24 protein-coding genes are annotated in these 26,567 nt (G+C 62.8%); 8 read left to right on the top strand and 16 right to left on the bottom strand.

The features are described from left to right. Positions 1 to 16 precede the first annotated feature (16 nt). From VG99_RS13885 to VG99_RS13860, 6 genes are all read right to left on the bottom strand, one after another. Positions 17 to 805 (bottom strand): SDR family oxidoreductase, encoded by a 789-nt coding sequence (locus VG99_RS13885; RefSeq protein ID WP_044500915.1) that lies wholly within the window; start codon positions 803 to 805, stop codon positions 17 to 19. Between the two features lie 153 nt (positions 806 to 958). Continuing rightward, positions 959 to 2,146 carry a 2-methylaconitate cis-trans isomerase PrpF gene (prpF, locus tag VG99_RS13880; RefSeq protein ID WP_044500912.1) on the bottom strand — a complete coding sequence of 396 codons (1,188 nt, stop codon included), beginning with the start codon at positions 2,144 to 2,146 and terminating at the stop codon, positions 959 to 961. Between the two features lie 57 nt (positions 2,147 to 2,203). Beyond that, positions 2,204 to 4,813, bottom strand: a complete 2,610-nt coding sequence (gene acnD / locus VG99_RS13875; RefSeq protein WP_044500910.1) for a Fe/S-dependent 2-methylisocitrate dehydratase AcnD — start codon at positions 4,811 to 4,813, stop codon at positions 2,204 to 2,206. 174 nt (positions 4,814 to 4,987) lie between these two features. Then, positions 4,988 to 6,148, bottom strand: a complete 1,161-nt coding sequence (gene prpC / locus VG99_RS13870; protein ID WP_044500908.1) for a bifunctional 2-methylcitrate synthase/citrate synthase — start codon at positions 6,146 to 6,148, stop codon at positions 4,988 to 4,990. Between the two features lie 48 nt (positions 6,149 to 6,196). Further along, on the bottom strand, positions 6,197 to 7,081 hold the full coding sequence (gene prpB, locus VG99_RS13865) for a methylisocitrate lyase (protein ID WP_044500906.1): 885 nt from the start codon (positions 7,079 to 7,081) through the stop codon (positions 6,197 to 6,199). Beyond that, a complete protein-coding gene (locus VG99_RS13860; protein ID WP_044500903.1) occupies positions 7,078 to 7,788 on the bottom strand; it encodes a GntR family transcriptional regulator in 711 nt (236 codons plus the stop codon). The genes prpB and VG99_RS13860 overlap by 4 nt, the downstream gene beginning before the upstream one ends. Positions 7,789 to 8,030: 242 nt before the next feature. On the opposite strand from VG99_RS13860, the gene rloB reads away from it, so the two are divergent. From rloB to pabB, 3 genes are read left to right on the top strand one after another with little or no spacing between them, the layout of a single operon-like run. Continuing rightward, positions 8,031 to 9,560, top strand: a complete 1,530-nt coding sequence (gene rloB / locus VG99_RS13855) for an osmotic stress tolerance membrane protein RloB (RefSeq protein ID WP_044500901.1) — start codon at positions 8,031 to 8,033, stop codon at positions 9,558 to 9,560. 9 nt (positions 9,561 to 9,569) lie between these two features. Beyond that, a complete protein-coding gene (locus VG99_RS13850) occupies positions 9,570 to 10,583 on the top strand; it encodes an alpha-L-glutamate ligase-like protein (protein ID WP_044500899.1) in 1,014 nt (337 codons plus the stop codon). After that, positions 10,580 to 11,908, top strand: a complete 1,329-nt coding sequence (gene pabB, locus VG99_RS13845) for an aminodeoxychorismate synthase component I (protein WP_044500897.1) — start codon at positions 10,580 to 10,582, stop codon at positions 11,906 to 11,908. The genes VG99_RS13850 and pabB overlap by 4 nt, the downstream gene beginning before the upstream one ends. Before the next feature lie 365 nt (positions 11,909 to 12,273). On the opposite strand, the gene thrH is transcribed toward pabB, so the two are convergent. Continuing rightward, positions 12,274 to 12,891, bottom strand: a complete 618-nt coding sequence (gene thrH, locus VG99_RS13840; protein WP_044500895.1) for a bifunctional phosphoserine phosphatase/homoserine phosphotransferase ThrH — start codon at positions 12,889 to 12,891, stop codon at positions 12,274 to 12,276. A 209-nt stretch (positions 12,892 to 13,100) separates the two neighbouring features. On the opposite strand from thrH, the gene VG99_RS13835 reads away from it, so the two are divergent. Then, the gene (locus tag VG99_RS13835; protein WP_044500893.1) at positions 13,101 to 13,835 is read left to right on the top strand and encodes a phosphoadenylyl-sulfate reductase; all 735 of its coding nucleotides are present in this window, start codon (positions 13,101 to 13,103) and stop codon (positions 13,833 to 13,835) included. 242 nt (positions 13,836 to 14,077) lie between these two features. On the opposite strand, the gene cysB is transcribed toward VG99_RS13835, so the two are convergent. Together cysB and VG99_RS13825 are read right to left on the bottom strand one after the other, a co-directional pair. Further along, positions 14,078 to 15,052 carry an HTH-type transcriptional regulator CysB gene (gene cysB / locus VG99_RS13830; RefSeq protein ID WP_044500891.1) on the bottom strand — a complete coding sequence of 325 codons (975 nt, stop codon included), beginning with the start codon at positions 15,050 to 15,052 and terminating at the stop codon, positions 14,078 to 14,080. 172 nt (positions 15,053 to 15,224) lie between these two features. Next, on the bottom strand, positions 15,225 to 16,178 hold the full coding sequence (locus VG99_RS13825; protein ID WP_044500889.1) for a putative 2-dehydropantoate 2-reductase: 954 nt from the start codon (positions 16,176 to 16,178) through the stop codon (positions 15,225 to 15,227). A gap of 250 nt (positions 16,179 to 16,428) precedes the next feature. Here VG99_RS13825 and VG99_RS13820 point away from each other — a divergent pair, with 250 nt between their 5' ends. Then, entirely contained in the window at positions 16,429 to 17,505 is a 1,077-nt protein-coding gene (locus tag VG99_RS13820) for a 3-deoxy-7-phosphoheptulonate synthase (protein ID WP_044500888.1), read from the top strand. A gap of 66 nt (positions 17,506 to 17,571) precedes the next feature. Here the strand turns inward: VG99_RS13820 and VG99_RS13815 are convergent, their stop codons facing one another. Then, a complete protein-coding gene (locus tag VG99_RS13815) occupies positions 17,572 to 17,844 on the bottom strand; it encodes a GNAT family N-acetyltransferase (protein ID WP_044500886.1) in 273 nt (90 codons plus the stop codon). A gap of 81 nt (positions 17,845 to 17,925) precedes the next feature. Continuing rightward, the gene (locus VG99_RS13810; RefSeq protein ID WP_044500884.1) at positions 17,926 to 19,326 is read right to left on the bottom strand and encodes a GntP family permease; all 1,401 of its coding nucleotides are present in this window, start codon (positions 19,324 to 19,326) and stop codon (positions 17,926 to 17,928) included. A gap of 207 nt (positions 19,327 to 19,533) precedes the next feature. On the opposite strand from VG99_RS13810, the gene VG99_RS13805 reads away from it, so the two are divergent. Then, positions 19,534 to 19,791 (top strand): Lpp/OprI family alanine-zipper lipoprotein, encoded by a 258-nt coding sequence (locus VG99_RS13805; RefSeq protein WP_044500881.1) that lies wholly within the window; start codon positions 19,534 to 19,536, stop codon positions 19,789 to 19,791. A 48-nt stretch (positions 19,792 to 19,839) separates the two neighbouring features. On the opposite strand, the gene VG99_RS13800 is transcribed toward VG99_RS13805, so the two are convergent. Genes VG99_RS13800 through VG99_RS13790 form a run of 3 tightly spaced genes read right to left on the bottom strand, consistent with a single transcriptional unit; the run spans position 19,840 to position 21,743 of the window. Continuing rightward, complete coding sequence (locus tag VG99_RS13800; protein ID WP_044500878.1) at positions 19,840 to 20,766, bottom strand: L,D-transpeptidase family protein; 927 nt, start codon at positions 20,764 to 20,766, stop codon at positions 19,840 to 19,842. A 4-nt stretch (positions 20,767 to 20,770) separates the two neighbouring features. Next, positions 20,771 to 21,100 (bottom strand): hypothetical protein, encoded by a 330-nt coding sequence (locus VG99_RS15570; protein ID WP_158023936.1) that lies wholly within the window; start codon positions 21,098 to 21,100, stop codon positions 20,771 to 20,773. Between the two features lie 31 nt (positions 21,101 to 21,131). Beyond that, positions 21,132 to 21,743, bottom strand: coding sequence for an arylesterase (locus VG99_RS13790; protein WP_044500876.1), 612 nt, complete (start codon positions 21,741 to 21,743; stop codon positions 21,132 to 21,134). A 14-nt stretch (positions 21,744 to 21,757) separates the two neighbouring features. Here VG99_RS13790 and VG99_RS13785 point away from each other — a divergent pair, with 14 nt between their 5' ends. Continuing rightward, a complete protein-coding gene (locus VG99_RS13785) occupies positions 21,758 to 22,438 on the top strand; it encodes an ABC transporter ATP-binding protein (RefSeq protein WP_044500874.1) in 681 nt (226 codons plus the stop codon). Then, positions 22,435 to 24,933, top strand: coding sequence for an ABC transporter permease (locus VG99_RS13780; RefSeq protein WP_044500871.1), 2,499 nt, complete (start codon positions 22,435 to 22,437; stop codon positions 24,931 to 24,933). The genes VG99_RS13785 and VG99_RS13780 overlap by 4 nt, the downstream gene beginning before the upstream one ends. A gap of 58 nt (positions 24,934 to 24,991) precedes the next feature. Here the strand turns inward: VG99_RS13780 and greB are convergent, their stop codons facing one another. Together greB and VG99_RS13770 are read right to left on the bottom strand one after the other, a co-directional pair. Continuing rightward, positions 24,992 to 25,468: a transcription elongation factor GreB gene (greB, locus tag VG99_RS13775; RefSeq protein ID WP_044500870.1), complete on the bottom strand. Its 477-nt coding sequence runs from the start codon at positions 25,466 to 25,468 to the stop codon at positions 24,992 to 24,994. A 15-nt stretch (positions 25,469 to 25,483) separates the two neighbouring features. Continuing rightward, positions 25,484 to 26,443 (bottom strand): glutathione S-transferase family protein, encoded by a 960-nt coding sequence (locus VG99_RS13770; RefSeq protein WP_044500868.1) that lies wholly within the window; start codon positions 26,441 to 26,443, stop codon positions 25,484 to 25,486. Positions 26,444 to 26,567 lie beyond the last annotated feature (124 nt).

The raw sequence follows: 26,567 nt of genomic DNA, 5'->3' as shown, positions 1-26,567 counted from the left end.
GCAGGCGGCAGGGCGGTTACAGACTGGCGGTCGCGCCACCGTCCACCGGCAGGTTGGTGCCGTTGATATAGGCCGCTGCCGGTGCGGCAAGAAAGCCTACCGCATTGGCAAACTCCTCCGGCTCGGCGAAACGCCGGGCCGGGATGCCCGCCAGCAAGGCTTGCTCCATCTCCTGTTCGGTCTTGCCCGCCGCTTCCGCGCGGTAGGTCAACAACCCTTCCAGCCGCGCTGTACGGGTCAGCCCCGGCAAGACGTTGTTGACCGTCACCCCGTCCGCAGCGAGTTCCGTCGCCAGGGTCTTCGCCCAGTTGGCCATGGCGGCACGGATGGCGTTGGACACCCCCAGGTTGGGCAGCGGGGTTTTCACCGAGGTGGACAAGATATTGATGATCCGACCGTAGCCTTGTTCGCGCATGCCGGGCAGCAATAGCTGCAGCAGGGTCTGGCTGCTCAAGAGATGCTGATTGAACGCTGCAGCATACGCCTCGGACGCCGCCAGGTGCGCCGGTCCCGGAGCTGGACCGCCAGAGTTGTTGACCCAGATGCAGATCGGGCCCGCACGATCAATTTCCGCCTGAACCGCCACCGCCAGGGCTGGCAGATCACCGGAATCAACGCAGATATAGCCGTGCTGCTGTCCTTCGGCAGCAGGAAGCTCTCGTACTAACTCGGCGAGCTTGTCCTCGCTGCGCGCCATGACCAGCACCTCTGCGCCCTGCAGTGCGAGCTGCCGTGCACAGGCCGCACCGAGGCCCTGGCTGCCACCGCCGACCAGGGCGCGTTTCCCGGCAAGATTCAGATTCATCGTTCACTCCAATCCAGTTAGAAGACTATGGCACTGGAGGATATGCGATCGGGCAGCCGTCTTCCATGCCGAATGGTCACGTCGGCGCTGGTCAAAACGACAGAGCCCGCTGGGCAGCGGGCTCTGTTTTACTTCTCAAACCGGTGCGCAAACTTAGAGAATATCTCCCGGCACCCGCACCCAGCCCTCCATCAGAATGCGCGCGCTGCGGCTCATGATGGCCTTGGTGACCGTCCAGCTACCGCTCACCTGCTTGGCTTCCGCGCCAACGCGCAGCGTACCGGAGGGATGGCCGAAGCGCACTGCCTCCCGGTCACCACCGCCTGCGGCCAGGTTGACCAGCGTACCCGGCACTGCCGCAGCAGTGCCGATAGCTACCGCACAGGTGCCCATCATCGCGTGGTGCAGCTTGCCCATGGACAGCGCCCGGACCAACAGGTCAACGTCGGCGGCCATGATCGGCTTGCCGCTGGAGGCCAGATAATCCTTTGGCGGGGCCACGAAGGCGATCTTCGGGGTGTGTTGACGCTTGAGCGCTTCTTCCGGGGTCTTGATCAGTCCCATGCGCAGGGCGCCAGCCACCCGAATGGCCTCGAAACGCGCCAACGCCTCGGGATCGGAATTGATCTGCTCGCGCAGCTCGGTGCCCTGGTAGCCGATTTCCTCGGCGTTGACGAACACCGTGGGAATACCGGCGGCAATCATGGTCGCCTTGATGGTGCCGATACCCGGCACCTCCAGGTCATCAACCAGATTACCGGTGGGGAACATGCTGCCGCCCTCTTCCCCGTCATCGGACGGGTCCATGAACTCCAGCACGATCTCCGCCGCCGGAAAGGTGACCCCATCCAGCTCGAAATCTCCGAGCTCCTGGACCTGGCCGTTACTGACCGGCACATGGGCAATGATGGTCTTCTGGATATTGGCCTGCCAGATGCGCACCGTGCAGGTGCCGTTGTCCGGAATACGCGCCGGGTCCACCAGCCCCGCATGAATGGCGAATGCGCCCGCCGCGGTGGACAGGTTGCCACAATTGCCGCTCCAGTCGACGAAGGGACTGTCAATGGAGACCTGGCCGTAGAGATAGTCCACGTCATGGTCGGGCTGGCTGCTCTTCGACAGGATCACGCATTTACTGGTGCTGGAGGTTGCACCGCCCATGCCGTCGATGTGCGCCGAGTATGGATCGGGACTGCCGATCACCCGCATGAACAGCCGGTCCCGCGCCTCGCCCGGCACCTGGCAGGATGCGGGCAGGTCATCCAGGCGGAAGAACACGCCCTTGCTGGTACCGCCACGCATGTAGGTGGCGGGGATTTTGATTTGTGTTGCCTGGGTCATTGCGAATTCCTGATTGCTTGCCCCCCTGTCCTTTCGAAAAAGGACAGGGGGTAGGGTTTATACCTTCCCTTCCAAAAAATCCTGCGCAAACCGCTGCAACACCCCACCGGCCTCATACACAGTCACTTCCTCGTCACTGTCCAGTCGGCAGGTCATGGGTACTTCGACGCGTTCGCCGTTCTTCCGGTTGATCACCAGGGTCAGGTCAGCCCGGGCGGCGGGTGTACCCATGACGTCGTAGGTCTCGGTACCATCGAGTTCCAGGGTCTTGCGGGTGGTGCCCGGCTTGAATTCCAGCGGCAGCACGCCCATGCCGATCAGGTTGGTGCGGTGAATGCGCTCGAACCCTTCGGCGGCGATCACCTCCACCCCGGCCAGACGCACGCCCTTGGCCGCCCAGTCGCGGGACGAGCCCTGGCCGTAGTCGGCGCCGGCGATGATGATCAGCGGCTGCTTGCGGTTCATGTAGGTTTCGATGGCTTCCCACATGCGCATCACCTCGCCTTCCGGCTCGACCCGGGCCAGCGAACCCTGCTTCACGCTGCCGTCTTCGTTCAACACCATCTCGTTAAACAGTTTCGGGTTGGCGAAGGTGGCGCGCTGGGCGGTCAGGTGGTCGCCGCGGTGGGTGGCGTAGGAGTTGAAGTCCTCCTCCGGCAGGCCCATCTTGTGCAGGTATTCCCCGGCGGCGCTGTCCATCATGATGGCGTTGGACGGCGACAGGTGATCGGTGGTGATGTTGTCCGGCAGGATCGCCAGCGGGCGCATGCCTTTCATGGTGCGCTCACCAGCCAGCGCGCCTTCCCAGTACGGCGGGCGGCGGATATAGGTGGACATCGGCCGCCAATCGTACAGCGGGCTTGCCGCCTCGGTAATGGTGCCCAGGTCGAACATGGGGATGTACACCTGATTGAACTGCTCGGGCTTGACGCTAGACGCGACGATGCGGTCGATCTCCTCGTCGCTCGGCCACAGGTCCTTCAGGGTAATCGGCTGACCGTTCTGGTCATGTCCCAGCACATCCTGCTCGATATCAAAGCGCACGGTACCGGCAATCGCATAGGCCACCACCAGCGGCGGCGAGGCGAGGAAGGCCTGCTTGGCGTAGGGGTGGATGCGGCCGTCGAAGTTGCGGTTACCGGACAGTACCGCGGTGGCGTACAGGTCGCGGTCGATGATTTCCTGCTGGATCTTCGGGTCCAGCGCGCCGGACATGCCGTTACAGGTGGTACAGGCATAACCGACGATGCCAAAGCCCAGCTTCTCCAGCTCCGGCAGCAGGCCGGACTCTTCCAGGTACAGCTTGGCAACCTTGGAGCCTGGCGCAAAGGAGGTCTTCACCCAGGGTTTGCGGATCAGGCCCAGTTCGTTGGCCTTTTTTGCCACCAGACCGGCCGCCACCACGTTGCGCGGGTTGGAGGTGTTGGTGCAGCTGGTGATGGCGGCGATGATCACCGCGCCATCGGGCATCAGCCCCTCGGCTTCTTCGGCACGGGCCGCTTCCAGCTGCGCCGAACTGGCAATGCCCCGCTCCTGCAGCGCACTGGTGGGCAAGCGGCGATGCGGGTTGGACGGGCCCGCCATGTTGCGTACCACGCTGGACAGGTCGAACTCCAGCACCCGCTCGTACTCGGCGGTGGTCAGCGCACTGCTCCACAGACCCAGCTGCTTGGCATACTGCTCGACCAGCGCCACCTGCTCCGGCTCGCGACCGGTCAGTTTCAGGTAATCAATGGTCTGACTGTCGATGTAGAACATCGCCGCCGTGGCGCCGTACTCCGGACACATGTTGGAGATGGTCGCGCGGTCGCCGATGGTCAGGCTGTCGGCCCCTTCGCCGAAGAACTCGACATAGGCGCCCACCACCCGCTCCTTGCGCAGGAATTCGGTCAGGGCCAGGACGATATCGGTCGCGGTAATACCGGGTTGACGCTTGCCGGTCAGCTTGACGCCGACGATGTCGGGCAGGCGCATCATGGACGGGCGACCGAGCATCACGGTTTCCGCTTCCAGGCCGCCGACACCAATGGCGATCACGCCCAGCGCATCCACATGCGGGGTGTGCGAGTCAGTACCCACGCAGGTATCCGGGAAGGCGACGCCATCGCGGGCCTGGATCACCGGGCTCATCTTCTCCAGGTTGATCTGGTGCATGATGCCGTTACCGGCGGGGATCACGTCCACGTTCTTGAACGCGGTCTTGGTCCACTCGATAAAGTGGAAGCGATCCTCGTTGCGACGGTCCTCGATGGCGCGGTTCTTCTCGAACGCCTCGGGATCGAAACCGGGCGCTTCCACCGCCAGCGAGTGGTCGACGATCAGCTGGGTCGGTACCACCGGGTTGACCCGGGACGGATCACCACCGGCCTCGGCGATGGCATCGCGCAGGCCGGCCAGGTCGACCAGGGCGGTCTGGCCGAGGATGTCATGGCAGACCACGCGAGCCGGATACCAGGGGAAGTCCAGGTCGCGCTTGCGGTAGATCAGTTGCTCCAGCGCGGCGGTGAGCTGCGACGGCTCGCAGCGACGCACCAGCTGCTCGGCCAGTACCCGGGAGGTGTAGGGTAGCTTGGCCCAGGCGCCGGGCTCGATGGCGTCCACGGCGGCCGGGGCGTTGTAGTAGTCCAGGTCGGTGCCCTGGAGTCTTTCGCGGTACTTGGTGTTCATGGTTTTGCCTGTGTCTGGTTGCGCGTGGCTCACCCTCTCCCCAGCCCTCTCCCGTCAAGGGAGAGGGGGCAGCCCGTGCGGCAAATTCGCCCTGTGCACTTGCTGAAGCCCCTCTCCCCTCGCGGGAGAGGGGTTGGGGGCGCCCGGCGAGGGAGAGGGGGAGGCCCCAAAAACTTACTTACGATCCTTCAACGCCACAAACTCCAGATCCTCCGGCCCAACATAGTTGGCGCTCGGGCGGATGATCTTGCCGTCGATGCGTTGTTCAATCACGTGGGCGGACCAGCCGGCGGTGCGGGCGATCACGAACAGCGGGGTGAACATGGCCGTGGGTACGCCCATCATGTGGTAGCTCACCGCGCTGAACCAGTCGAGGTTGGGGAACATCTTCTTGACTTCCCACATGGTGCTTTCCAGGCGCTCGGCGATGTCGTACATCTTGCGGTTGCCCTGCTCGTCGGACAGCTCCAGCGCGACCTTCTTGATCACTTCGTTGCGCGGATCGGAGACGGTGTAAACCGGGTGGCCGAAGCCGATGACCACTTCCTTCTTCTCGACCCGGGCACGAATATCGGCCTCGGCCTCGTCCGGTGTGTCGTAGCGCTTCTGGATCTCGAAGGCGACTTCGTTGGCGCCGCCGTGCTTCGGCCCGCGCAGCGCGCCGATGGCACCGGCGATGGCGGAGAACATGTCGGAGCCGGTACCGGCGATGACGCGGCTGGTGAAGGTGGAGGCGTTGAACTCGTGCTCGGCATACAGGTTGAGCGAGGTATGCATGGCGCGCACCCAGGACTCGCGGGGCTTCTCGCCGTGCAGCAGGTGCAGGAAGTGGCCGCCGATGGAGTCATCATCGGTTTCCACGTCGATGCACTTGCCGTTGTGGCTGTAGTGGTACCAGTACAGCAGCATGGAACCCAGCGACGCCATCAGCTTGTCGGCGATGTCACGGGCACCCGGGTGGTTGTGGTCGTCCTTCTCGGGCGTCAGACAGCCCAGCACGGAAACGCCTGTGCGCATCACATCCATCGGGTGAGCGGACGGGGGGAGCTGCTCCAGAGCCGTCATCACGGCGGCGGGCAGGCCGCGCAGGGCCTTGAGCTTGGCCTTGTAGGCGCGCAATTCGGCTTCGGTCGGCAGCTTGCCATGGACCAGCAGGTGAGCGATTTCCTCGAATTCGCAGGTAGTGGCGATATCCAGGATGTCGTAGCCGCGGTAGTGCAGATCGTTACCGCTGCGGCCCACAGTACACAGGGCGGTATTGCCGGCGGCGGTGCCGCTCAGGGCAACGGATTTCTTCGGCTTGAAGGTCGGGGTGGTCGATTCGTTGGCGCTCATGGCGTTCTCCTCACTGGTACCCGTTCGGGTGCTTTATTGTCTTTGTGATCACTTCTTGCCGGCGGCAAACAGCGCGTCGAGCTTTTCTTCGAAGGCGTGGTAACCGATACGGTCATACAGCTCCATGCGGGTCTGCATGCTGTCGATGACATTCTTCTGATGGCCTTCGGTGCGAATGGCGTTGTAGACATTCTCCGCGGCCTTGTTGGCGGCGCGGAAGGCGGACAGCGGGTACAGCTGGATGGCCACGCCGACCGAGGCCAGCTCTTCGCGGGTGAACAGCGGCGTCGCACCAAACTCGGTGATGTTGGCCAGCACCGGTACGTTCAGCTCCTTGACGAAGCGCTCGTAGGTGGGCAGGTCGTAGGCGGCTTCGGCGAAGATGGCATCGGCGCCGGCTTCCACGTAGCGCTGGCAGCGTTCCAGGGCCGCGTCCACGCCTTCAGCCTGGATGGCATCGGTACGGGCGATCAGGAAGAAGTTCGGATCGGTTTTCGCATCGGCAGCGGCGCGCACACGATCCATCATTTCCTCGGTGGAAACGATTTCCTTGCCCGGGCGGTGACCGCAGCGCTTGGCGCCGACCTGGTCTTCGATATGGGCAGCGGCCGCGCCAGCCTTGATCAGACTCTTGACGGTACGCTCGATGTTGAAGGCGCTCGGGCCGAAACCGGTGTCGATGTCTACCAACAGCGGCAGGTCGCAGACGTCGGTGATGCGGCGCACGTCAATCAGCACGTCTTCGAGGGTGTTGATGCCCAGATCTGGCAAACCCAGGGAACCTGCGGCAACGCCGCCACCGGACAGATAGATAGCCTTAAAGCCGGCACGCTTGGCCAACAGCGCATGGTTGGCATTGATGGCACCGATTACCTGCAATGGGCTTTCTTCGGCGATGGCATCACGGAAACGCTGGCCTGGGGTCTTGTTCATTGGGTACTCCCTCCTGAGGATTGGATGGCGTCACGCTGTTCCAGCATGCGACGCTCGATATTGCGGCGAGATGCGCTGATATGACGACGCATCAGCATTTCCGCGAGTTCACCATCGCGATCAGCAATGGCTTCAATGATTCGGTGGTGTTCGGCAAAGGCTTGCTGGGGACGCTTGGGCGTCGAAGAAAACTTGTAGCGATACATGCGCACCAGGTGATAGAGGTCACCGCACAGCATGTTGCTGAGAGTCTGGTTCTTGCAGCCCTGGATGATCACGAAATGCAGGTCCAGGTCCCCTTCCTGCTGGTAATAGGATTCGTTGGCCTTGAGACCGGAGTGGCGCTCATGGGTGGCCAGCACATCGCGCAGGTTGGCCACTTCCTCGTCGGTCATGTTCTGCGCCGCCAGCCGACACGCCATCCCCTCCAGGGCTTCCCGCACATGGTAGAGCTCGATCAGCTCTTCATAGCTGAGCGATACCACCCGCACGCCCGCGTGGGGAATCCGCACGACCAGCCGCCGACCTTCCAGTCGACGGATAGCTTCGCGCAGCGGACCACGGCTGATACCGAAGGTCGTCGACAGGAATTGTTCACTGATCCGCGTGCCCGGCGGGATCTCGCCTTTGACAATGGCAGTCTGCAGGCGCTGGAAGGCACCATCAGAAAGCGTTGCAGCCGGAAGGGAGTGTTCTGAATCAGGCAATTGTTGACAACCTTATAAGTATTCGTGAACTAAATAGGGCTTTATGGGCCAGATGATGCCCTCCCCTCCACAGGATTGTCAACAATCCAATGAAACGGTGTTTTTGACAAGATAACCCAAGGGGAACTTAAGCCTCTGGGTGCCGGTCTGCTTGGCATGCTACTATTCCGCCTGCCTAACGCTGCCTTTTCCATCACACCCAGGGAACGGAGCAGCCGTCTGAAACTGCTGCTGAGAACACTATGCAATCTATCAACACGCATCTAAAAATCCTGATTGCCCTGATGGTCAGTCTGGGACTCCTGATTACCGGCTACCAGATATATGTACTCGACATCCCCGTGCGGGAGGATGAGACCGACGATATCTGGAGTCTGGATGCGAAAATCGATTTCCAGGCCAGCACTGGCGTACCGGTCAAGGCGCAGCTGTTCATCCCGCCGCTGAACCAGGAATTCATCAGCCTCAACGAAAGTTTCATCTCCAATAATTACGGTGTCAGTGTCAACCAGCAGGACGGCAATCGCCGGGTGACCTGGTCGGCCCGCCGCGCCGGTGGCTCCCAGACCCTCTACTATCGTCTGGTCCTGACCAAGCGTTACGGCACCGAGCCCGTCGAAGCACGGCCGCCGGCACCCCGCCAGCCGATCCCCCTGGACGGCCCCGAGCAGATCGCCGCCGACGCCCTGATCAACCCGATTCGCCAGCACTCGGCTGATATCGAGACCTTCATCAGCGAGACCATTCGCCGGGTCAATGACATCACCGACGACAATGTCCGCCTGCTGCTCGGCGGCCAGAGCACCCCGCTGAACAAGGCACGGGTGATCGACGTCCTGCTGTCCAACGCGCGCATCCCGCTGGAGCTGGTGCATACCATCCGTCTCGAGCCCACCCCGAACCAGGAGCCGGAACTCTGGCTGCGCAGCCACAACGGCGAGCGCTGGCTGTATTTCCATCCGGAAACCGGACAGCAGGGTATTCCTGAGAACCGACTGGTCTGGTGGACCGGCAATACGCCTTTGCTGCAGCTGGACGGCGGACGTAACGGTAATGTGAGCTTCACTATCAACAACAGTGAAATGAACGCCCTGCGCCTGGCCAAGATGACCACCGAGAACAGCCCCTCGGCCCTGCTGGAGTACTCCCTGTACGGCCTGCCGCTGCAGGCGCAGCAGGTATACCAGGTGATGATCATGATCCCGATCGGCGTCCTGGTGATCCTGGTACTGCGTAACCTGATCGGCATCCAGACCCTGGGCACCTTTACTCCGGTATTGATTGCACTGGCCTTCCGCGAGACCCAGGTAGGCTGGGGTATCGCCCTGTTCACGCTGATCACCGCCCTCGGCCTGTCGCTACGCTCCTACCTGGAACACCTGAAGCTGCAGATGCTGCCGCGGCTGTCGATCGTGCTGACCTTCGTGGTGATCATCATCGCCGTCATCAGCCTGTTCAGTCACAAGCTGGGTATCGAGCGGGCCCTGTCCGTGTCGCTGTTCCCGATGGTGATCCTGACCATGACCATTGAGCGCCTGTCCATCAACTGGGAAGAGCGCGGTGGCGGTCACTCCTTCAAGGTCGCCCTGGGTACGCTGATCGCAGCAACCCTGTCGCACCTGTTGATGACGATTCCGGAACTGACCTACTTCGTCTTCACCTTCCCGGCCGTGCTGCTGGTGCTGGTGGGCTTCATGCTGGCCATGGGTCGCTACCGCGGCTACCGCCTCACCGAACTGATGCGCTTCAAGGCGCTGACCAAGCAGGGCTGAGGAGACGTCATGTTCTGGAAGACCTGGAAAGCGCTCAGTGACTTTGGCGTCATGGGCATCAACCGACGCAACGCGGACTATGTACTCAAGTACAACAAGCGCCATCTGTACCCGGTCGTGGATGACAAGATCCTGACCAAGGAACGGGCGATTGCCGCGAACATCAATGTGCCGGAGCTGTACGGCATCATCGATACCGAGCGGGACATCAGCAAGTTCGATAAGCTGGTGGAAGGCCATAAGGACTTCGTCATCAAGCCGGCCCAGGGCGCCGGCGGTGACGGCATCATGGTCATCGGTGATCGCTACGAGGGCCGCTACCGGACGGTATCGGGCAAGATCGTCAGCCATGACGAGATCGAGCACCACCTGTCCAATATCATCTCCGGACTCTACTCACTGGGCGGCCACCGCGACCGAGCGCTGATCGAATATCGGGTCAAACCCGACCCGATATTCAAGAGCATCAGCTACGAGGGTGTGCCGGATATCCGCATCATCGTGCTGATGGGCTACCCGGTCATGGCCATGCTACGCCTGCCCACCCGGCAGTCCGGCGGCAAGGCCAACCTGCACCAGGGCGCTATCGGCGTCGGCGTGGACCTGACCACAGGCATCACCCTCAAGGGCACCTGGCTGAACAACAAGATCACCAAGCACCCCGACACTGCCAACCCGGTCGATGGCGTGCAGCTGCCTGACTGGGACGGTTTCATGCGTCTGGCCACCGCCTGCTACGAGTTGTCCGGGCTGGGTTATATCGGCGTGGACCTGGTGCTGGACGAGAAGAAGGGCCCGCTGATCCTGGAGCTCAACGCCCGCCCCGGCCTCAATATCCAGATCGCCAACGACGCCGGCCTGACCCACCGCTGCCATACGGTGGAGCGGCACCTCGCCGAACTGAAGAAAGCCGGCCGCACCGAAAGCGTTGACGAGCGCATGGCGTTTTCCCAGCAGCACTTCAGCAAGCCGGTGTTCCTCAGCGCCGACGAGGCGCCGGTGGAGCCCGACCCCGCCGCATGACCCCCTACCACATCACCGAACTGCCCTGGCATGCGGATCCGCTGCCGGGGTTGCTCGCCATTCGCGAGTTGGGCCAGCCGGTGCTGCTGGATTCGGCGGCCAGCGGTGATCCGCTGGGCCGCTACAGCATCCTCGCCGCAGACCCGATCACCACCATTACGCCTCAGCGCGATGAACCCGGTAGGCAGACCATCGCCCGCCTGCGCCAGGCAATACAGGCGCTGGGCCCGGCGAGCTGGCTGGACCAAGCATTGCCCTTTGGCGCCGGTGCCCTGGGCTATATCAGCTACGATTTCGGCCGCCACCTGGAAGACCTGCCTACGCTGGCCCGTGAGGATATTCACTTGCCGGCGCTGCAACTGGGCGTCTACCGCTGGAGCCTGATCAGCGACCAGCAACTGCAGCGCCGCTGGCTGGTCTGCCATCCCACGGTGGAAGAGGACTATCGCCACGCCCTGCTCGCCCGGCTGAGCGGGCCGACTCCCACGGTTGGCTCTTTCTCCCTGCAGCAGGCCTTTGCTGCCGAGCAGACCCGGGCGGCCTACCGCCAGTCCTTTGATCGGATCCAGCACTACATCAAGGCTGGCGACTGCTATCAGGTCAACCTGGCCCAGCGCTTCTCCGCGCCCTGCCAGGGCGACCCGCTCGCGGCCTACCAGCAACTGCGCGAGCGCTGCCCCACTCCCTTTGCCGCCTACCTGGAGTCAACGGATCACGCCATGCTGTGCCTGTCGCCGGAGCGCTTTCTTAAGGTGGCCGATGGCACTGTGGAAACCCGCCCGATCAAGGGCACCCGTCCCCGCGGCGCGACACCCGAGCAGGACGCGGCCCTGGCCGAGGAGCTGCGTAACAGCCCGAAGGACCAGGCGGAAAACCTGATGATTGTCGACCTGCTGCGCAACGACCTGGGCCGTAGCTGCGCCTTCGGCAGCGTCCGGGTGCCCGAGCTGTTCAGCATCGAAAGCTACCCCAACGTACACCATCTGGTCAGCAGCATCACCGGCACCCTCGCCCCCGATCAGGACGCCCTCAGCCTGCTGGCCGGTGCCTTCCCCGGGGGCTCCATTACCGGCGCCCCGAAGATTCGCGCCATGCAAATCATCGAAGAACTGGAACCGGTCAGGCGCAGCCTGTACTGCGGCAGCATCGGCTATATCGGCTGCGAGGGTCAGATGGACATGAACATCGCCATCCGCAGCCTGGTGCACCAGAACGACCGGCTTTATTGCTGGGGCGGCGGCGGCATAGTCGCCGACTCGGATGGGGAAGCGGAATATCAGGAAAGCCTGACCAAGGTGCGGGTGTTGATGGAGAGCCTGAGGTAGCTCGGTTTTAGTTGCTGGTTGCTGGTTGCTGGTAGATCGCGGTTGGGCTGGAGTGGGTATGACCCATTGCAGGACGCGCACCCCGCCATCCATGGCGCTCGTCTACGGCCGTCCCTGGCCGCAGACGGTCCCGCAATGGGTCATACCCACCCCTGCCTACTAACAATGGCGCCGTTGTCAGCTTGGGCTTTTCCCGCAGCAGCTCAGAAGCCGGCGGCGAAGCTTAGGGGGCGGGTTAGCTCGACCGTCGTGTCGCCAGGGATGGCGACCGCGAGCTTACAGGGATGTACTTGCAGCGTGTCGAGATAGCCCGCCCCCTAAGCGCAGTCCTTGCACAGGACACGCCAACCCAGCAACAACCATCCTTACAAACTCAAATTCCGATTCGACGCCTTGATGAATTCCTGCTTCAGCTCCTCGAAGGTATGCACCGCTGGGAACTGCGGGAACTCGGCGATCACGTTGTCCGGCGCGTGGAACAGGATGCCCGCATGGGCTTCGGAGAGCATGGTGGTGTCGTTGTAGGAGTCGCCGGCGGCAATAACCCGGTAGTACAGGCTCTTGAACGCCAGCACTGACTGACGCTTGGGGTCCTTCTGGCGCAGCTGATAATCCACTACCCGATCATTTTCGTCGGTGATCAACTTGTGGCACAGCAGCGTCGGGAAGCCCAGCTGGCGCATCAATGGCTGGGAGAACTCGTAGAAGGTGTCGGACAGGATCACCACCTGAAAACGCTCACGCAGCCAGTTGACGAACTCGACCGCGCCGTCCAGCGGCTTCAGGGTGCCGATGACTTCCTGGATGTCACCCAGCTTGAGGCCATGCTCGTCGAGAATACGCAGGCGCTGCTTCATGAGTACATCGTAATCCGGGATATCCCGGGTGGTCGCGCGCAGTTCGGCGATACCGGTTTTCTCGGCGAAGGCAATCCAGATTTCGGGGACCAGAACACCTTCGAGGTCAAGGCAGGCGATTTCCACAAATTACTCCTGAAGCAGTGATTGAACTGGCGGCACAATCTACCGGCTCCGCCTGATGGGCGCAACGCCGGGCTGATGGCCAGTACGTTATTGATAACCTAACGGCATAAAACTATAACGAAATAAAGGCAGAAGTACTAAGCGACCCTTGATAAAATGCCGCGATTCGAGATGGCCCGCATGACAGGGCCACATAGCGGGAGCGCCTGATGTCCACCAATCTGTTTGATGTAGCCACCCTGGCGGCGGAATACGCCGAAAAGTCGCCCCAGGAGATCCTCAAGCTGGCGATGCAGCATTTCGATGACCTCTGGCTGTCGTTCAGCGGCGCGGATGACATCGTCGTGCTGGACATGGCCTGGAAGATCAACCCGGGGATCAAGGTCTTCACCCTGGATACCGGTCGCCTGCATCCGGAAACCTATCGCTTTCTGGAAGAAGTGCGCAAGCACTACGGCATCAAGCTCGAGGTACTGTCCCCGGATCAGCGCACGCTCGAGGCCTACGTCAAGGAAAAGGGACTGTTCGACTTCTATGAGAGCGGCCATGGCGAGTGCTGCGGTATCCGCAAGATCGCCCCGCTGCGGCGTAAGCTCGCCACCGTGGACGCCTGGATCACCGGCCAGCGCCGCGACCAGAGCCCGGGCACCCGCAGCCATGTACCGGTGGTCGAAATCGACGGTGCCTTCTCCACGGCGGACAGGCAGCTCATCAAGTTCAACCCGCTGGCAAACTACAGCAGCGTCGATGTATGGAACTACATCCGCATGCTGGAGATTCCCTACAACAGCCTGCATGAACGGGGTTTTGTCAGCATCGGCTGCGAGCCCTGCACCCGCCCGGTGCTGCCCAACCAGCATGAACGCGAGGGGCGCTGGTGGTGGGAAGAAGCTACCCAGAAGGAATGCGGGCTGCATGCCGGCAACTTGATCGCCAAAAGCTGAGCCTCGCTATCGCGCCGAGGCGGCGCTCCTACGAAGGATGAGCTCCTCGGGCCGCCGTTTCCGAGGACTCGCTCCCTGGGAGCGTTCGAGCATCAGCTCGTACCAACGCGCTGGCGGCCCGCCCGCTCATCGAGCTGGTGCTCGACGTTCCCAGGACCAGCCCCTGAGAGTCAAACTGTAGGAGGCCCGCCTCGGGCCGATTGGCGTGCAGAGCACGCCTGGGTTTTCCGCACCACAGCCACTCAATAAACCGGCAACTCCACCGCTTCGAACAACGCTTCGATTTCCTGCCGGCTCTGACACTTCAGCACCTCTTCGATGCGCTCTCGGGTCAGGTGCGGGGCGAAGGCTTCGATGAAGTCGTACATGAAGCCCCGCAAAAAGGTGCCGCGGCGAAAGCCCAGGTGCGTCACGCTGGACTCGAACAGGTGGCTGGCGTCCAGCACCACCAGGTCATCATCCATCTCCGCATCCACGGCCATTCTGGCGACGATCCCCACACCCAGCCCCAGCCGGACATAGGTCTTGATCACGTCAGCGTCGGCCGCAGTGAAGACCACCTTGGGGGTCAGGCCGTGGTGACTGAAGGCGTCGTCCAGCTTGGAGCGCCCGGTGAAACCGAATACGTAGGTGACCAGCGGCTGTTCGGCGAGCAGTTCCAGCGTCAGCTTGCCGACGTCGGCCAAGGGGTGCCCCTTGGGCACGATCACGCAACGGTTCCAGCGGTAACAGGGCATCATCACCAGTTCGTTGAACAGCTCCATGCCTTCGGTGGCGATGGCAAAGTCGGCGGTGCCATTGACTGCCATTTCACTGATCTGCGTCGGCGTGCCCTGGTGCATGTGCAGCGAAACTTCCGGATAGCTCTGCATGAAGCGGCTGATAACCGGCGGCAAGGCGTAGCGCGCCTGGGTATGGGTGGTGGACAGGGTGAGTACGCCCTTGCGTTCATGGCTGAATTCCTGGGCGATCTGCTTGATGCTCTCACATTTGCGCAGTATCTCCCCCGCCGTCTCGATGATCCGTTCCCCCGCCGGCGTGATCCGGGTCAGATGCTTGCCGCTGCGGGAGAACACCTCTACCCCCAGCTCATCCTCGAGCAGGCGGATCTGTTTGCTGATGCCGGGCTGGGAGGTGTACAGGCTCTGGGCTGTCGCCGATACGTTGAGGTCGTGGTGTGCCACTTCCCATATATAGCGAAGCTGCTGCAATTTCATCGAGTTAGGCCTCCTGGATATCAAGCGGGGTATCATGAACCCTTTATAACCGGATTCATAGATACACGCCTGATGTTAGACCAGAAAAGCCAGAAGCGACGGATTTAGCGCGCCGCCGGTCGGGTAAGGGGCAAGGCCCCGCCACGGAGGATGGCGAGGCCGGTCCAGGCGCTTATTCGGCCAGGTAGCCTGCCTCGATAAACCGTAGCATCTGCAACAACGTCTCGGTGCGCGGCATGTTACAGCCAGCCGCAGCGGCCAGGCTTAACGCCTCGCCGTAGAGCGCGTCCAGCTCCATGGGCCGCTTGTGCAGCCAGTCGTGATACATGCTGGGCAGATAATCGGGAATCCGCTGGGTACCGGCCAGCAGCTTATCCGCCAGCGCCTCGGGCATGCGGTGCCCGCAGGCCTCGGCGGCATCCACGACCTCCTGCATCAGCTCGCGGATCAGCTGGCGACTGGCCTCGTTGGCCAGCAGCGCCTGGGTACCGGCGTTGAGCACCACCGAGACGCCATTGAAGGGCGCATTCCAGATCAGCTTCTGCCAGCGCGCCGTGTCCAGTTCCGCCATTTCCCGGGCCTTGATACCCGCCTCGCGAAACAGCGCCGCGCCGGCTGCGATGAGCTCCTGGCGTTGCTCCCCGGTCGCCGGGCCGGAGTGGTAGCCCAGGTCGATCATGCCGTTATCCTGGTGCACCACCACGCCCGGGGCCTTGCGATAGAGGCAGACATAGCAGAGCCCGCCGATAAGGTGCAGGTCCTCAGGCAGCCATTGGCGCAGCTGCTGCTCGTTGTTCAAGCCGTTCTGCAGCAGGATCACCCGGGCGCTAGGCGCTGCCGCCTGGGCGATCAAGGGTGCCAGGGACTCGTTAGATGTTGATTTGGCGCCTACCAGCAGCCAGTCACAGGGCGGCATGTCCGCAGCATCGGCGTAGGCCTGTACCGGGTGCAGGTTCAGTTCACCGTGCACCTGGCTCTCCACGGTGATGCCCTGCTCGCGGACCGCCGGGTATTCACTGCGCAGCAGAAAGTGCACGTCATGGCCGGCTCGCGCCAGCATCAGTCCATAGAAGCCACCGATGGCGCCGGTGCCGATGACGCCGATACGCGGTTTTACCTGTTGCATACCTACCCCTTGTGTCTGAACGATGCGCGAAACTGAAAAAGTATGCCGGCCATGGTAAACGCTGAATGCACCGGACAACAGTCAGCCGGGCGACAAACGCCGCTACCCTTGCCGCCTTCGTGGTTTTACCATCAATAGCGTCAATCCCCCGCCGACAGGGTAGCCGGAGCCGCGCTCCATGCTTTAAGCTGTCCCCCACACATCCAGAGGCCGACCGGTTGGTGGCCCGAAAGACTCGCTGGGAAGGAAGATGGCCGATTTACCTATCAATGATCTGAACGTTGCTTCCAACGAAGTAATGATTACCCCTGCCCAACTCAAGGCCAGGATTCCGATGAGCGACACCGCGCGGGCGACCATCGTCGAAAGCCGGCAGGTCATTCGCAATATTCTCGATGGCAAGGATCACCGCCTGTTCATCGTTATCGGCCCCTGCTCTATCCATGATGTTGAAGCTGCCAAGGATTACGCCCGGCGCCTGAAGGCCCTGGCCGAAGAAGTCAGCGATACCCTGTATCTGGTCATGCGGGTGTACTTCGAGAAGCCGCGCACCACCGTCGGCTGGAAGGGGCTGATCAACGACCCCTACCTGGACGACTCCTTCAAGATCGAAGATGGCCTGCACATCGGCCGTCAATTGCTGTGCGACCTGACCGACATGGGTCTGCCCACCGCCACCGAGGCGCTGGACCCGATTTCGCCCCAGTACCTGCAAGACCTGATCTCCTGGTCGGCCATTGGCGCGCGCACCACCGAATCCCAGACCCACCGGGAACTGGCCTCCGGCCTGTCCTCCGCGGTCGGCTTCAAGAACGGTACCGACGGCAACCTCGGCGTGGCGATCAATGCCCTGCAATCCACCGCCAGCCCGCACCGTTTCATGGGTATCAACCACGAGGGCCAGGTGTCCATCGTGACGACCCGCGGTAACCGCTATGGTCACGTGGTGCTGCGTGGCGGCAATGGCAAGCCCAACTACGACTCGGTCAGCGTCGCGCTGTGCGAGAAGGAACTGGAAAAGGCCGGCATCCAGCCCAACATCATGATCGACTGCAGCCACGCCAACTCCAACAAGGACCCGGCCCTGCAGCCGCTGGTGATGGACAACGTCGCGAACCAGATCGCGGAAGGCAACCGCTCCATCGTCGGCCTGATGGTGGAAAGTCATATCGGTTGGGGTAGCCAGGCAATCAACAAGGATCTGTCCCAGCTGGAATACGGCGTTTCCATTACCGATGCCTGCATCGACTGGGATACCACCGTTCAGGCGGTTCGCAGCATGCACAGCAAGATTGGCGACGCCCTGCGCACCCGCAAGCGCGGCTGATGATCTGACGATCACCGCAGATACGAAAAAACCGCTTCGGCGGTTTTTTCGTATCTGTTCAGCGGGTCAGGACTGATCAGGATGGCGCTGGATATAGCTTTCGACGTACGAGCAGGACGGAATGACCGTATAGCCCTCCTCCCGGGCAAATTTCAGCGCCTCGGCGGCCAGGCGGGCGGCGAGCCCCTGGCCCCGGAGGGTATCGGGCACATAGGTCCGGTAGATATCCAGCGTCTGCTTGCCCAGGTCCATATAGGCAAGGTAGGCACGCCCACCCTCAGCCTCGATGTAGAACTGCTTCTCTTGGGGGTCATGCTGGACCGGAGCAGCGGAGGTCATGGCGGTTTCCTTCTGGTGCATCGTGAATGTTCAGTAATTGACCTGCGGCAGCGGTAATTAATTCCACCGCTGCCGCCCTGGTCAGGCCGGCGGCGTTACACCCATTCCCAGGGCCATCAGCAAGCCGATGGCCAGCAGGCAGGCTACCACCGGCACTACCACGGTAACCACAAACATATCCTTGTAGGCTTCCTTGTGGGATAGCCCCATGATCATGAGGGTGGCAATGACGGCGCCGCAATGGGGCAGCGAATCCAGACCGCCGGCGGCGATAGCGGCAATGCGGTGGAGGATTTCCGGCTGGATACCCATTTCCAGATAGCTCGGCGCCAGGGTCTGCATGAAGATCTGCAGGCCGCCGGAGGAAGAACCGACGATCGCCGACAGGGTGCTGATCGAGGCGAACACGGACAGCAGCGGCGGCATCTCAACGCCCAGGATCCACTGGGCAAACTCACCGAAACCGGTCGTCTGGGTTACCACCCCGCCAAAACCGATCACCGCGGCGGTATTGAGCAGCGGCATGACCGAGTCTTCCGCGCCCTGGCCAAAGACCTGGCCCAGTTTGCGCCGGGCGCTGACAAAGAGCACGCCGCAGGACAGCGCCCCGATCACCAGCGCAATGCTGGGCCAGATGATCGGCTGGGCAGCGCTGAAGCGCAGGATGGCGGCGAACATGCCTTCGGTTTCCGACCAATCTGCCAGGCCCAGGATCAGCCGCGGCAGCATGATCACACCCAGCACCAGCAGCAGCGGCACCAGGGCCAGCCCCCAAGGCGGCGCGTCGTTCGGATCACCGATCAGTTGCTCCATCCGCAGGTCCTGGGCGTTCTCCACAAAGCCCTCGCCGTTGGCTCTGGCCAGCCGCCACTCGCGTTCGACATACCACATCCCCAGCCCGGCCATGATCGCGGCGGCGAACAGCCCGATCCAGCCACCGGCGAACAGATCGGTGCCCAGGGCACTGGCGGAAATCACGTTGTGGATGGACGGCGTGCCCGGCAAGGCAGTCATGGTGAAGGTACCGGCCCCGAGGGCCGTGGCCGCACACCAGATCCGCTTCGGCAGGTTGGCCTCGCGCATCAGGGTGATGCCCAGCGGGTACATGGTGAACACCACCACAAACACCACCACCCCGCCGTAGGTCAAGAGAGCGCAGACCACCATGCCCACCAGCAAGGTGTGCTTGACGCCCAGCCCGCGGGTAATGGCCACGGCGATACTCTTGGCCGCCTGGCTGGTGGCCATGGCCTTGCCGAAAATAGCGCCACAGAGGAACAGCAGGAAGAACTTGCCGGCGAAGGTAAAGGCGCCGAGCGCCCCGAAGGGATAATGTTCAAGCAGCGCCGCCGGCAACAGAATGCCATTGGGAATCGCCACCACCAGCGCGCAGATAATCGACGCCAGCAAGATATTCACGCCGCGGAGCGCGAACCAGATCAAGAGTACCAGCCCGCCAATCAATCCCAGATAACCCAGCATCAAATGCCATCCTTTTTTGTATTTATCGCGGGAATCACCTTAACCCAGACGGCCCCGGGAACAAACTGCGGACGCGCCCAGTCAATGAGCTGAATATCACCAAGCCGTCACCGTTTATGACGCTCGTCAATCTCCATTCGTCGGGATTACTGCTAAAATGAACCGGTCGGCAAAAACGACACTATCGTTAACCAAAGGGGTATCACGATGAACATTGCACTGAAACTTTCGGCCCTGTCTCTGGCTGGCCTGCTGGCAGTCGGCTGCAGCAGCAATCAGTATCAGGAAGAGACCAGCACCCGCCTGTCCGCCAACGAAAACGCCACCGCGCGCGCCCAGTCCACCGCTGACGAAGCGAACCGCAAGGCCGACGAGGCCCTGGCTGCGGCGCAGCGTGCCCAGCAGACTGCGGATGAAGCCAACGAGCGCGCCCTGCGCATGCTCGAACGAGCCAGCCGCAAGTAAGCTCGGGGCCGGCGTCCAACCTCGTGTTGGACGCCCACTCCCGCCCCGTCAGTAACCGCCGAAGGGTTCGCCGATCACCGCCGGAACACCCTCCTCGGCAAATACCATATCGCGGATCTTCTGCCAGTCCAGTCGGTATTGGCTGACCAACTCGTTGCGCGCCTGCAGCAATTCCTGAATCGCCGCCTGCTTGTCCAATGCCGATGGCAAGCCATGCTCATCCAGCGGCGTGTGCACCTCCAGATAGAGCTTGCCGTCCAGCACCCCCAGCTTGTAGGGCTGGTTGACGATAGTCACCGGGGTGCCCACGGGGACGCGGGGGAAGAGTTCGGTGACATCGGCATTGTTCATGCGAAAGCAGCCGTGACTGACCCGCATGCCGATGCCGAAGGATTTGTTGGTGCCATGGATCACATAGCCACTCATGGCCAGGTTCATCTTGTACGGCCCCATAGGGTTATCCGGCCCCGGCGGCACTACCGCCGGCAGCGGATCACCCGCAGCGGCGTGTTCCTCACGGATCGACTGGGGTGGATACCAGGCGGGGTTGGCCTCCTTGCGGGCGACCCGGGTCTGGCCGATGGGTGAGGACCAGCCTTCCCGACCGATGCCCACCGGCCAGGTGCTGACCATGGTGCCATCTGCCGGGTAATGGTAGAGCCGGTATTCGGGCAGGTTGATGACGATACCCTCGCGCGGCGCATCCGGCAGGATGTGCTGGCCGGGCAGCCGTATCGTCGTGCCTTCGCCGGGCAACCAGGGGTCGACCTCGGGGTTGGCCGCCTGCATTTCGAGAAAGCCGAAACCATGGGTGTCGGCCAGATCGGCAAAGGTGTCCTCGAACACCGCCGTCACCGAATGCACCGCGCCTACCACCTCCTGGCCGGGGACCAGGGGATAATCAGCCGCCCACACCCCGCCGGCCAGCGAGATGGCCAGCACCCCTACCGTGATCTTGTCTGCCAGGTATTTCACCCCTTCAACCTCCTGCCGGCGCGTACAGGTCGAATTGCTGGCCCATCACCGGCACCGGCGTTACCCGCCGGGTCGTCGCCTTGCGGCCAGCGCCCCGTAAGGTCTCTGCCGCGTCCCGGCAATGGGGACAAAGGCTTTTCAGCGATTGCCGGGTCAATTCCCGATAGACCGGCCGCGACGGCAGCAGGTCCCCACACAACGACCGCTCCAGCGGTGCGTCCAGACGCAGGTTGATATCAACCAGATGGAAATGCCAGGGATCGCCCACGAACAGATCCTGCTGCTCATCCTGCTCCACCACACACCACCGTCTGGAAATCCAGGACATCGTCACCCAAGCTGCTCCTCATACCGAATAAATGCCATCACTCCAGGGCCTGTTTGATGGCCGGCCAGGCATTATCCAGCAAAAGTGGCTGCGCTGCAGCGGTTGGGTGCACTCCATCGCTCTGCATCATGCCTTTCACCCCGCCGACACCCTCCAAAAGGAAGGGCACCAGGGGCACATCGTGCTCCTCGGCCACTGCCACGAAGGCCTGTTCGAAGGCCTTCGAGTAACGCGGGCCGTAATTCGGCGGAATGCGCATCCCCAACAGAATGACCTCGGCGCCGGCCTCACGGGACAGCGCCACCATCGCCGAAAGATTCTGTTGCATATTCGTTACCGGCAGCGCGCGCAGGCCATCGTTGCCGCCCAGCTCGATCACCACCAGCTCCGGCTTCACCTCGGCCAACAGCGCCGGGAGCCGGGCCAGGCCGCCTGCGGTGGTATCCCCGCTCACCGATGCATTGACCACCTCGTAGCGTAGATCTTCCTCAGCCAGGCGCTGTTCCAGCAGCCTGACCCAGCCCTGGTCGATTTCCAGACCGAAAGCGGCACTGATACTATCGCCGACCAGCAGGATATTCCGCGCCGAGGCCGGCATCGCCAGCAGGCACAACAAGATCAGAGCCGCGCTCTTCTTCCAGATATTCATCAAGGCCGATACCCATGTCAGACAGCGTTATCATTGCTCGCCACCTTAGCAAAGTCGTCGATGCCCCGGAAGCAACGCTGACCATCCTCGATGACGTCGGTCTCGGCATCCCGCGCGGCGCCAGCGTGGCCATCGTCGGCGCCTCCGGGTCGGGCAAATCGACCCTGTTGAGCCTGCTTGCCGGCCTCGACCTGCCGAGCAGCGGCGAGGTGCTGTTGGGAGGCGTAAATCTCAACAACCTGGATGAGGATCAGCGCGCAGCCCTGCGCGCCGAGCAGGTGGGCTTCGTGTTCCAGTCGTTCCAGCTGCTCGACAGTCTCAATGCCCAGGAGAACGTCATGCTGCCCCTGGAGCTGGAAGGCCGCCGCGACGCCGCCGCCCGGGCCCGCGAACTGCTGGAACGGGTGGGCCTGGGCCATCGCCTCACCCATTATCCGCGCCAGCTGTCCGGTGGCGAGCAACAGCGGGTGGCCATCGCCCGGGCCTTCGCCTGCACCCCGGCCATCCTGTTTGCCGATGAGCCCACCGGTAACCTCGACGCGGTCACCGGCGCGCGGATCACCGACCTGCTGTTCGAACTCAACCGCGAACAAGGTACCACCCTGGTGATGGTCACCCATGATGAGCGTCTGGCGCTGCGCTGTGACAGCGCCTTGCATCTGGAGGCCGGACGCCTCAAGGCGGACCAGGCATGAGCCGCGACCTGCCCTTAGCCTCGCGCCTGCTGCTGCGCGAATGGCGCGCCGGCGAGCTGCGCATCATGCTGTTGGCGCTGGTCATTGCGGTGCTGGTCAGCACCGCAATCAGCTTCTTTACCGATCGCCTGCAACGGGGCATGGCTACCCGCGCAGCGGAGTTCCTCGGCGCCGACATGCGCATCTCCTCCCGGGAGCCGTTACCGCAAGAGTTTCTTCAGGAAGCCATCAGGAACAACCTGCAACACACTGATCTGGTTGACTTTTCAAGCGTAACTTCAAGTGCTTCCGAGATGCAGCTGAGCAGCATCAAGGCGGTCGCGCCCGGTTACCCCCTGCGCGGCGAGGTACGCACCAGCCAGCAGCCCTTCGGCGCCGACCAGCTCGCCGAGGGCATTCCCGAGCGCGGTACGATCTGGATCGAGCCACGCTTGCTCAATGTGCTCGGCCTCAACATCGGCGACCCCCTCGAAATCGGTTACGCCGAGCTGCGCATTGCCGCCCTGCTCACCCACGAGCCAGATCGCGCCGGCGACTTCTACAGCCTCACGCCCCGGGTGCTGATGAACCTGGCTGACCTGGAGGCTACCCAGGTCGTGCAACCCGGTAGCCGGGTACGCTATCGCCTGCTGCTCAGTGGCAGCGAAGCCGACCTGCAGACCTACCGGCAATGGTTGGAGCCGCGCCTGGAGGCGCACCAGCGGCTGACCTCGGTCGCCGATGACAACCGCCAGATCGGCAGCGCCCTGGAGCGGGCCAACCAGTTCCTCGGGCTCGCCAGTATCGCCGCCGTGGTATTGGCGGGGGGCGCCGTGGCGCTGTCCGCCAGCCGCTTTGCCACCCGCCACTACGACACCAGCGCCCTGCTGCGTTGCCTGGGCGCCAGTCGCCAGCGCACCCTGCGGCTGTTCCTGATCCAGCTGTTGGGCCTGGGTCTGGTTGCCACCCTGATCGGTCTGCTGCTCGGCTGGTTCATGCAATGGGGGCTGGTATACCTGCTGCGCGAGCTGCTGCCGCCCGACCTGCCCCCGGCCGGCCCCAAGCCCCTGCTGGTCGGTGCGGCCACCGGCCTGATCGGCCTGTTCGGCTTTGCGCTGCCGCCATTGCTGCGCCTGGGGCGGGTGTCACCGCTAAGGGTACTGCGCCGCGAGCTCACGCCGCTGCCGGGCAGCGCCTGGCTGATCTACGGCCTGGCCTTGTCCGGCCTGAGCTTGCTGATGTGGCAGTTTACCGGCAACCTGCCCATGACCCTGGCGGTGATCTTTGGCGGCGCCCTGGCCGCATTGCTGCTCGGCAGCCTGGCCTGGTTGCTGCTGCGCGCCAGCGCCAATCGACTGCGTAATGCCGGGCTGGCCTGGCGCCTGGGCAGCGGTCAGCTGCTGAAACAACCCAGCGCCGCCGCCGGGCAGATTCTCGCCTTCGGCCTGATCCTGATGTCCATGGTGGTGATCTTCATCCTGCGCACCGAGTTGCTGGATAGCTGGCAGGCCCAGTTGCCGGACGATGCACCCAACCACTTCGCGCTGAATATCCTGCCGGAGGAAGAACCGGCGTTTCGCCAGGCCCTGGCGGACATCGGCGCGCGCAGCGCCCCCCTGTACCCGGTCACCCCGGGACGCCTGGCAACCATCAATGGCGAGCCCGTGCGCGAACACGTGACCAAGGACAGCCCCGGCGAGCGGGCAATCAACCGGGACCTGAGCCTGACCTGGGCGGCAGACCTGGCGGCGGACAATGTGCTGCGCGAAGGCCTCTGGTGGAGTCAACCGCCAAGCGGCGAGCAGCACCAGGTGTCCATCGAGGCAGAACTGGCTGATAGCCTAGGCGTGGCCCTGGGCGACCGGCTCGGCTTCCTGGTCGGCGGTCGCAGCCTGGACGCCGAGGTCACCAGCATCCGCGAGGTTAACTGGGACAACTTCACGCCCAACTTCTATATGGTGTTCTCGCCTGGCGCCCTGGACGGCGCGCCTACTACGCTGCTGACCAGCTTCCATCTGCCCCCTGAGCAGCGCGACGGCCTGCGCGAGCTGACCCGGGCCTTCCCCGCCATGACGCTGCTGGAGGTTGAAGCCATTCTCCAGCAACTGCGGGAGATCCTCGATCAGGTCACCCTGGCGGTGGAGTACGTACTGGTATTTGTTCTGCTGGCCGGCTTCACGGTGCTGTTCGCGTCATTGCAATCCACGCTGGACACCCGGCTCTACGAGGGCGCCCTGCTACGCACTCTTGGGGCTCGACGACAACTGCTGCGCCAGGCCAACCGGTTGGAATTCAGCCTGCTCGGCGCCCTGGCCGGCCTGTTGGCCATCGTTGCCGCCGAACTCATCACCTGGCTGCTCTATCGCTTTGCCCTGAATCTGGACTGGCAGCCGCACCTGCTGCTGTGGGTACTGGTGCCGCTGGCGGGGGCGCTGCTGATCGGCGTCACCGGTGCCCTCGGCACCCGCGCGGTGGTCAACCAGAGTCCGATGAAACTGCTCAACCGGGGTGGCTGAACGCTGGCTCAGAGAAAGCCACCGCTCCCTGGCCCGGCGCGGTGGTTCTCAGTTCGTCTCAGCCCTTCTCATATTCGATGGCGTTGATGTACCACACCGTGGTCCCCGCCTCGGTGGTCACCTCGGCCTCGTCATCCACTTCCTTCTTCAGCAGCGCCCGGGCCATCGGCGAGTCGATGGAGATGTAATCCCGGCGACCGAAGATCTCGTCGTAGCCGACAATGCGCAGTCGCAGCTGCTTACCCTCCTCGCTTTCGATATCCACCCAGGCGCCGAAGAACACCTTGCCCTCCTGCTCGGGCCGGTAGTCCACCACCTTGAGGTACTCCAGGCACTTGCGCAGATAGCGCACCCGACGGTCAATCTCGCGCAGGCGCTTCTTGTTGTACTGGTAGTCGGCATTCTCACTGCGGTCGCCCAGGCTCGCCGCCCAGGTGACCTTTTTGGTGATATCCGGGCGCTCGACCCGCCAGAGCTCATCCAGCTCCCGACGCAGGTTCTCGTAGCCCTGCCGGGTAATCAACGGCGTCTTCAATCCTTGCTCCTGATGTCAAAGTCCCAACCACGACGCCAGCGGCTCACCGCGGCCATGGGCGGCGGTCAGATCCTGACCTTCGCCCAGCGGTACGATGCGCGTGGGGTTGATGGTGTCGTGGCTGTAATAGTAGTGCTGTTTGATGTGCTCGAAGTTCACCGTCTCGGCAATGCCCGGCCACTGGTATAGCTCCCGCAGGTATCCGGAGAGCTGCGGGTAGTCCTGGATACGCCGGATATTGCACTTGAAATGCCCGTGATAGACCGGATCGAACCGCACCAGGGTGGTGAACAGCCGCCAGTCCGCCTCGGTAACCCGCTCCCCGGCCAGGTAACGCCGCTCGGCCAGCAGGCCATCGAGCCAGTCCAGGGCGGCGAAGAGGGTGGTGCATTCCTTTTCGTACACCTCCTGGGCGGTGGCGAACCCGGTCTTGTAGACGCCGTTGTTCACCTCGTCGTAGATGCGCGCATTCAAGCGGTCGATCTCCGGCCGCAGCACCTGGGGATAATAATCCTCGGTATTGCCGGTCAGCCCGTTGAAGGCGCTGTTGAAGATGCGCACGATATCTGCCGACTCGTTGTTGACTATGGTCTGCTCCTGCGTGTCCCACAGCACCGGTACCGTCACCCGGCCGGTGTAGTCCGGCTTGGCCAGGGTGTACAGCTGATGATGACACTCAAAGCCATACAGTGGCTCTGCCGGGTCATAGACCCAGCCCCGGTCGGGCATGTGCGGATGCACGGCGGTGACCCCGATATGGGTTTCCAGGCCCTTGAGCTTGCGCAGGATCAGCGTGCGGTGCGCCCAGGGGCAGGCCAGGGATACATACAGGTGATAGCGACCGCTCTCAGGCGGGAAGCGCCCGCCCTCCTCGATCTGCTGGCGAAACCCCGCGTCCTCGCGCACGAAGGCGCCGCCAGTGGCGCCCGTGTCGTACCATTCGTCATGCCAGATGCCATTTACCAAGCGTCCCATAGCGATGCTCCTGAGCGAAGTTGGCCTTGAGTGTGCCAGATAGAGGGACAGATAAAAAATCGATGCAGTAATTACGTGGCAATACAGGTATACTACGCGATCTTCAATCCCCCAAGGTTTACTC

The organism is Pseudomonas saudimassiliensis (assembly GCF_000939975.1).
In the GTDB taxonomy this organism is placed as follows: domain Bacteria; phylum Pseudomonadota; class Gammaproteobacteria; order Pseudomonadales; family Pseudomonadaceae; genus Halopseudomonas; species Halopseudomonas saudimassiliensis.
This window is presented reverse-complemented; position numbering and strand designations above follow the sequence as displayed.

Coding starts and splice junctions, on each gene's coding strand:
- VG99_RS13885 (WP_044500915.1), bottom strand. CDS start 805: ATGAATCTGAATCTTGCCGGGAAACGCGCCCTGGTCGGCGGTGGCAGC.
- VG99_RS13815 (WP_044500886.1), bottom strand. CDS start 17,844: ATGACCTCCGCTGCTCCGGTCCAGCATGACCCCCAAGAGAAGCAGTTC.
- prpC (WP_044500908.1), bottom strand. CDS start 6,148: ATGAGCGCCAACGAATCGACCACCCCGACCTTCAAGCCGAAGAAATCC.
- VG99_RS13850 (WP_044500899.1), top strand. CDS start 9,570: ATGTTCTGGAAGACCTGGAAAGCGCTCAGTGACTTTGGCGTCATGGGC.
- prpB (WP_044500906.1), bottom strand. CDS start 7,081: ATGAACAAGACCCCAGGCCAGCGTTTCCGTGATGCCATCGCCGAAGAA.
- cysB (WP_044500891.1), bottom strand. CDS start 15,052: ATGAAATTGCAGCAGCTTCGCTATATATGGGAAGTGGCACACCACGAC.
- VG99_RS13805 (WP_044500881.1), top strand. CDS start 19,534: ATGAACATTGCACTGAAACTTTCGGCCCTGTCTCTGGCTGGCCTGCTG.
- VG99_RS13825 (WP_044500889.1), bottom strand. CDS start 16,178: ATGCAACAGGTAAAACCGCGTATCGGCGTCATCGGCACCGGCGCCATC.
- pabB (WP_044500897.1), top strand. CDS start 10,580: ATGACCCCCTACCACATCACCGAACTGCCCTGGCATGCGGATCCGCTG.
- prpF (WP_044500912.1), bottom strand. CDS start 2,146: ATGACCCAGGCAACACAAATCAAAATCCCCGCCACCTACATGCGTGGC.
- VG99_RS13780 (WP_044500871.1), top strand. CDS start 22,435: ATGAGCCGCGACCTGCCCTTAGCCTCGCGCCTGCTGCTGCGCGAATGG.
- VG99_RS13770 (WP_044500868.1), bottom strand. CDS start 26,443: ATGGGACGCTTGGTAAATGGCATCTGGCATGACGAATGGTACGACACG.
- rloB (WP_044500901.1), top strand. CDS start 8,031: ATGCAATCTATCAACACGCATCTAAAAATCCTGATTGCCCTGATGGTC.
- VG99_RS13790 (WP_044500876.1), bottom strand. CDS start 21,743: ATGAATATCTGGAAGAAGAGCGCGGCTCTGATCTTGTTGTGCCTGCTG.
- VG99_RS13810 (WP_044500884.1), bottom strand. CDS start 19,326: ATGCTGGGTTATCTGGGATTGATTGGCGGGCTGGTACTCTTGATCTGG.
- VG99_RS13835 (WP_044500893.1), top strand. CDS start 13,101: ATGTCCACCAATCTGTTTGATGTAGCCACCCTGGCGGCGGAATACGCC.
- VG99_RS13820 (WP_044500888.1), top strand. CDS start 16,429: ATGGCCGATTTACCTATCAATGATCTGAACGTTGCTTCCAACGAAGTA.
- acnD (WP_044500910.1), bottom strand. CDS start 4,813: ATGAACACCAAGTACCGCGAAAGACTCCAGGGCACCGACCTGGACTAC.
- VG99_RS13785 (WP_044500874.1), top strand. CDS start 21,758: ATGTCAGACAGCGTTATCATTGCTCGCCACCTTAGCAAAGTCGTCGAT.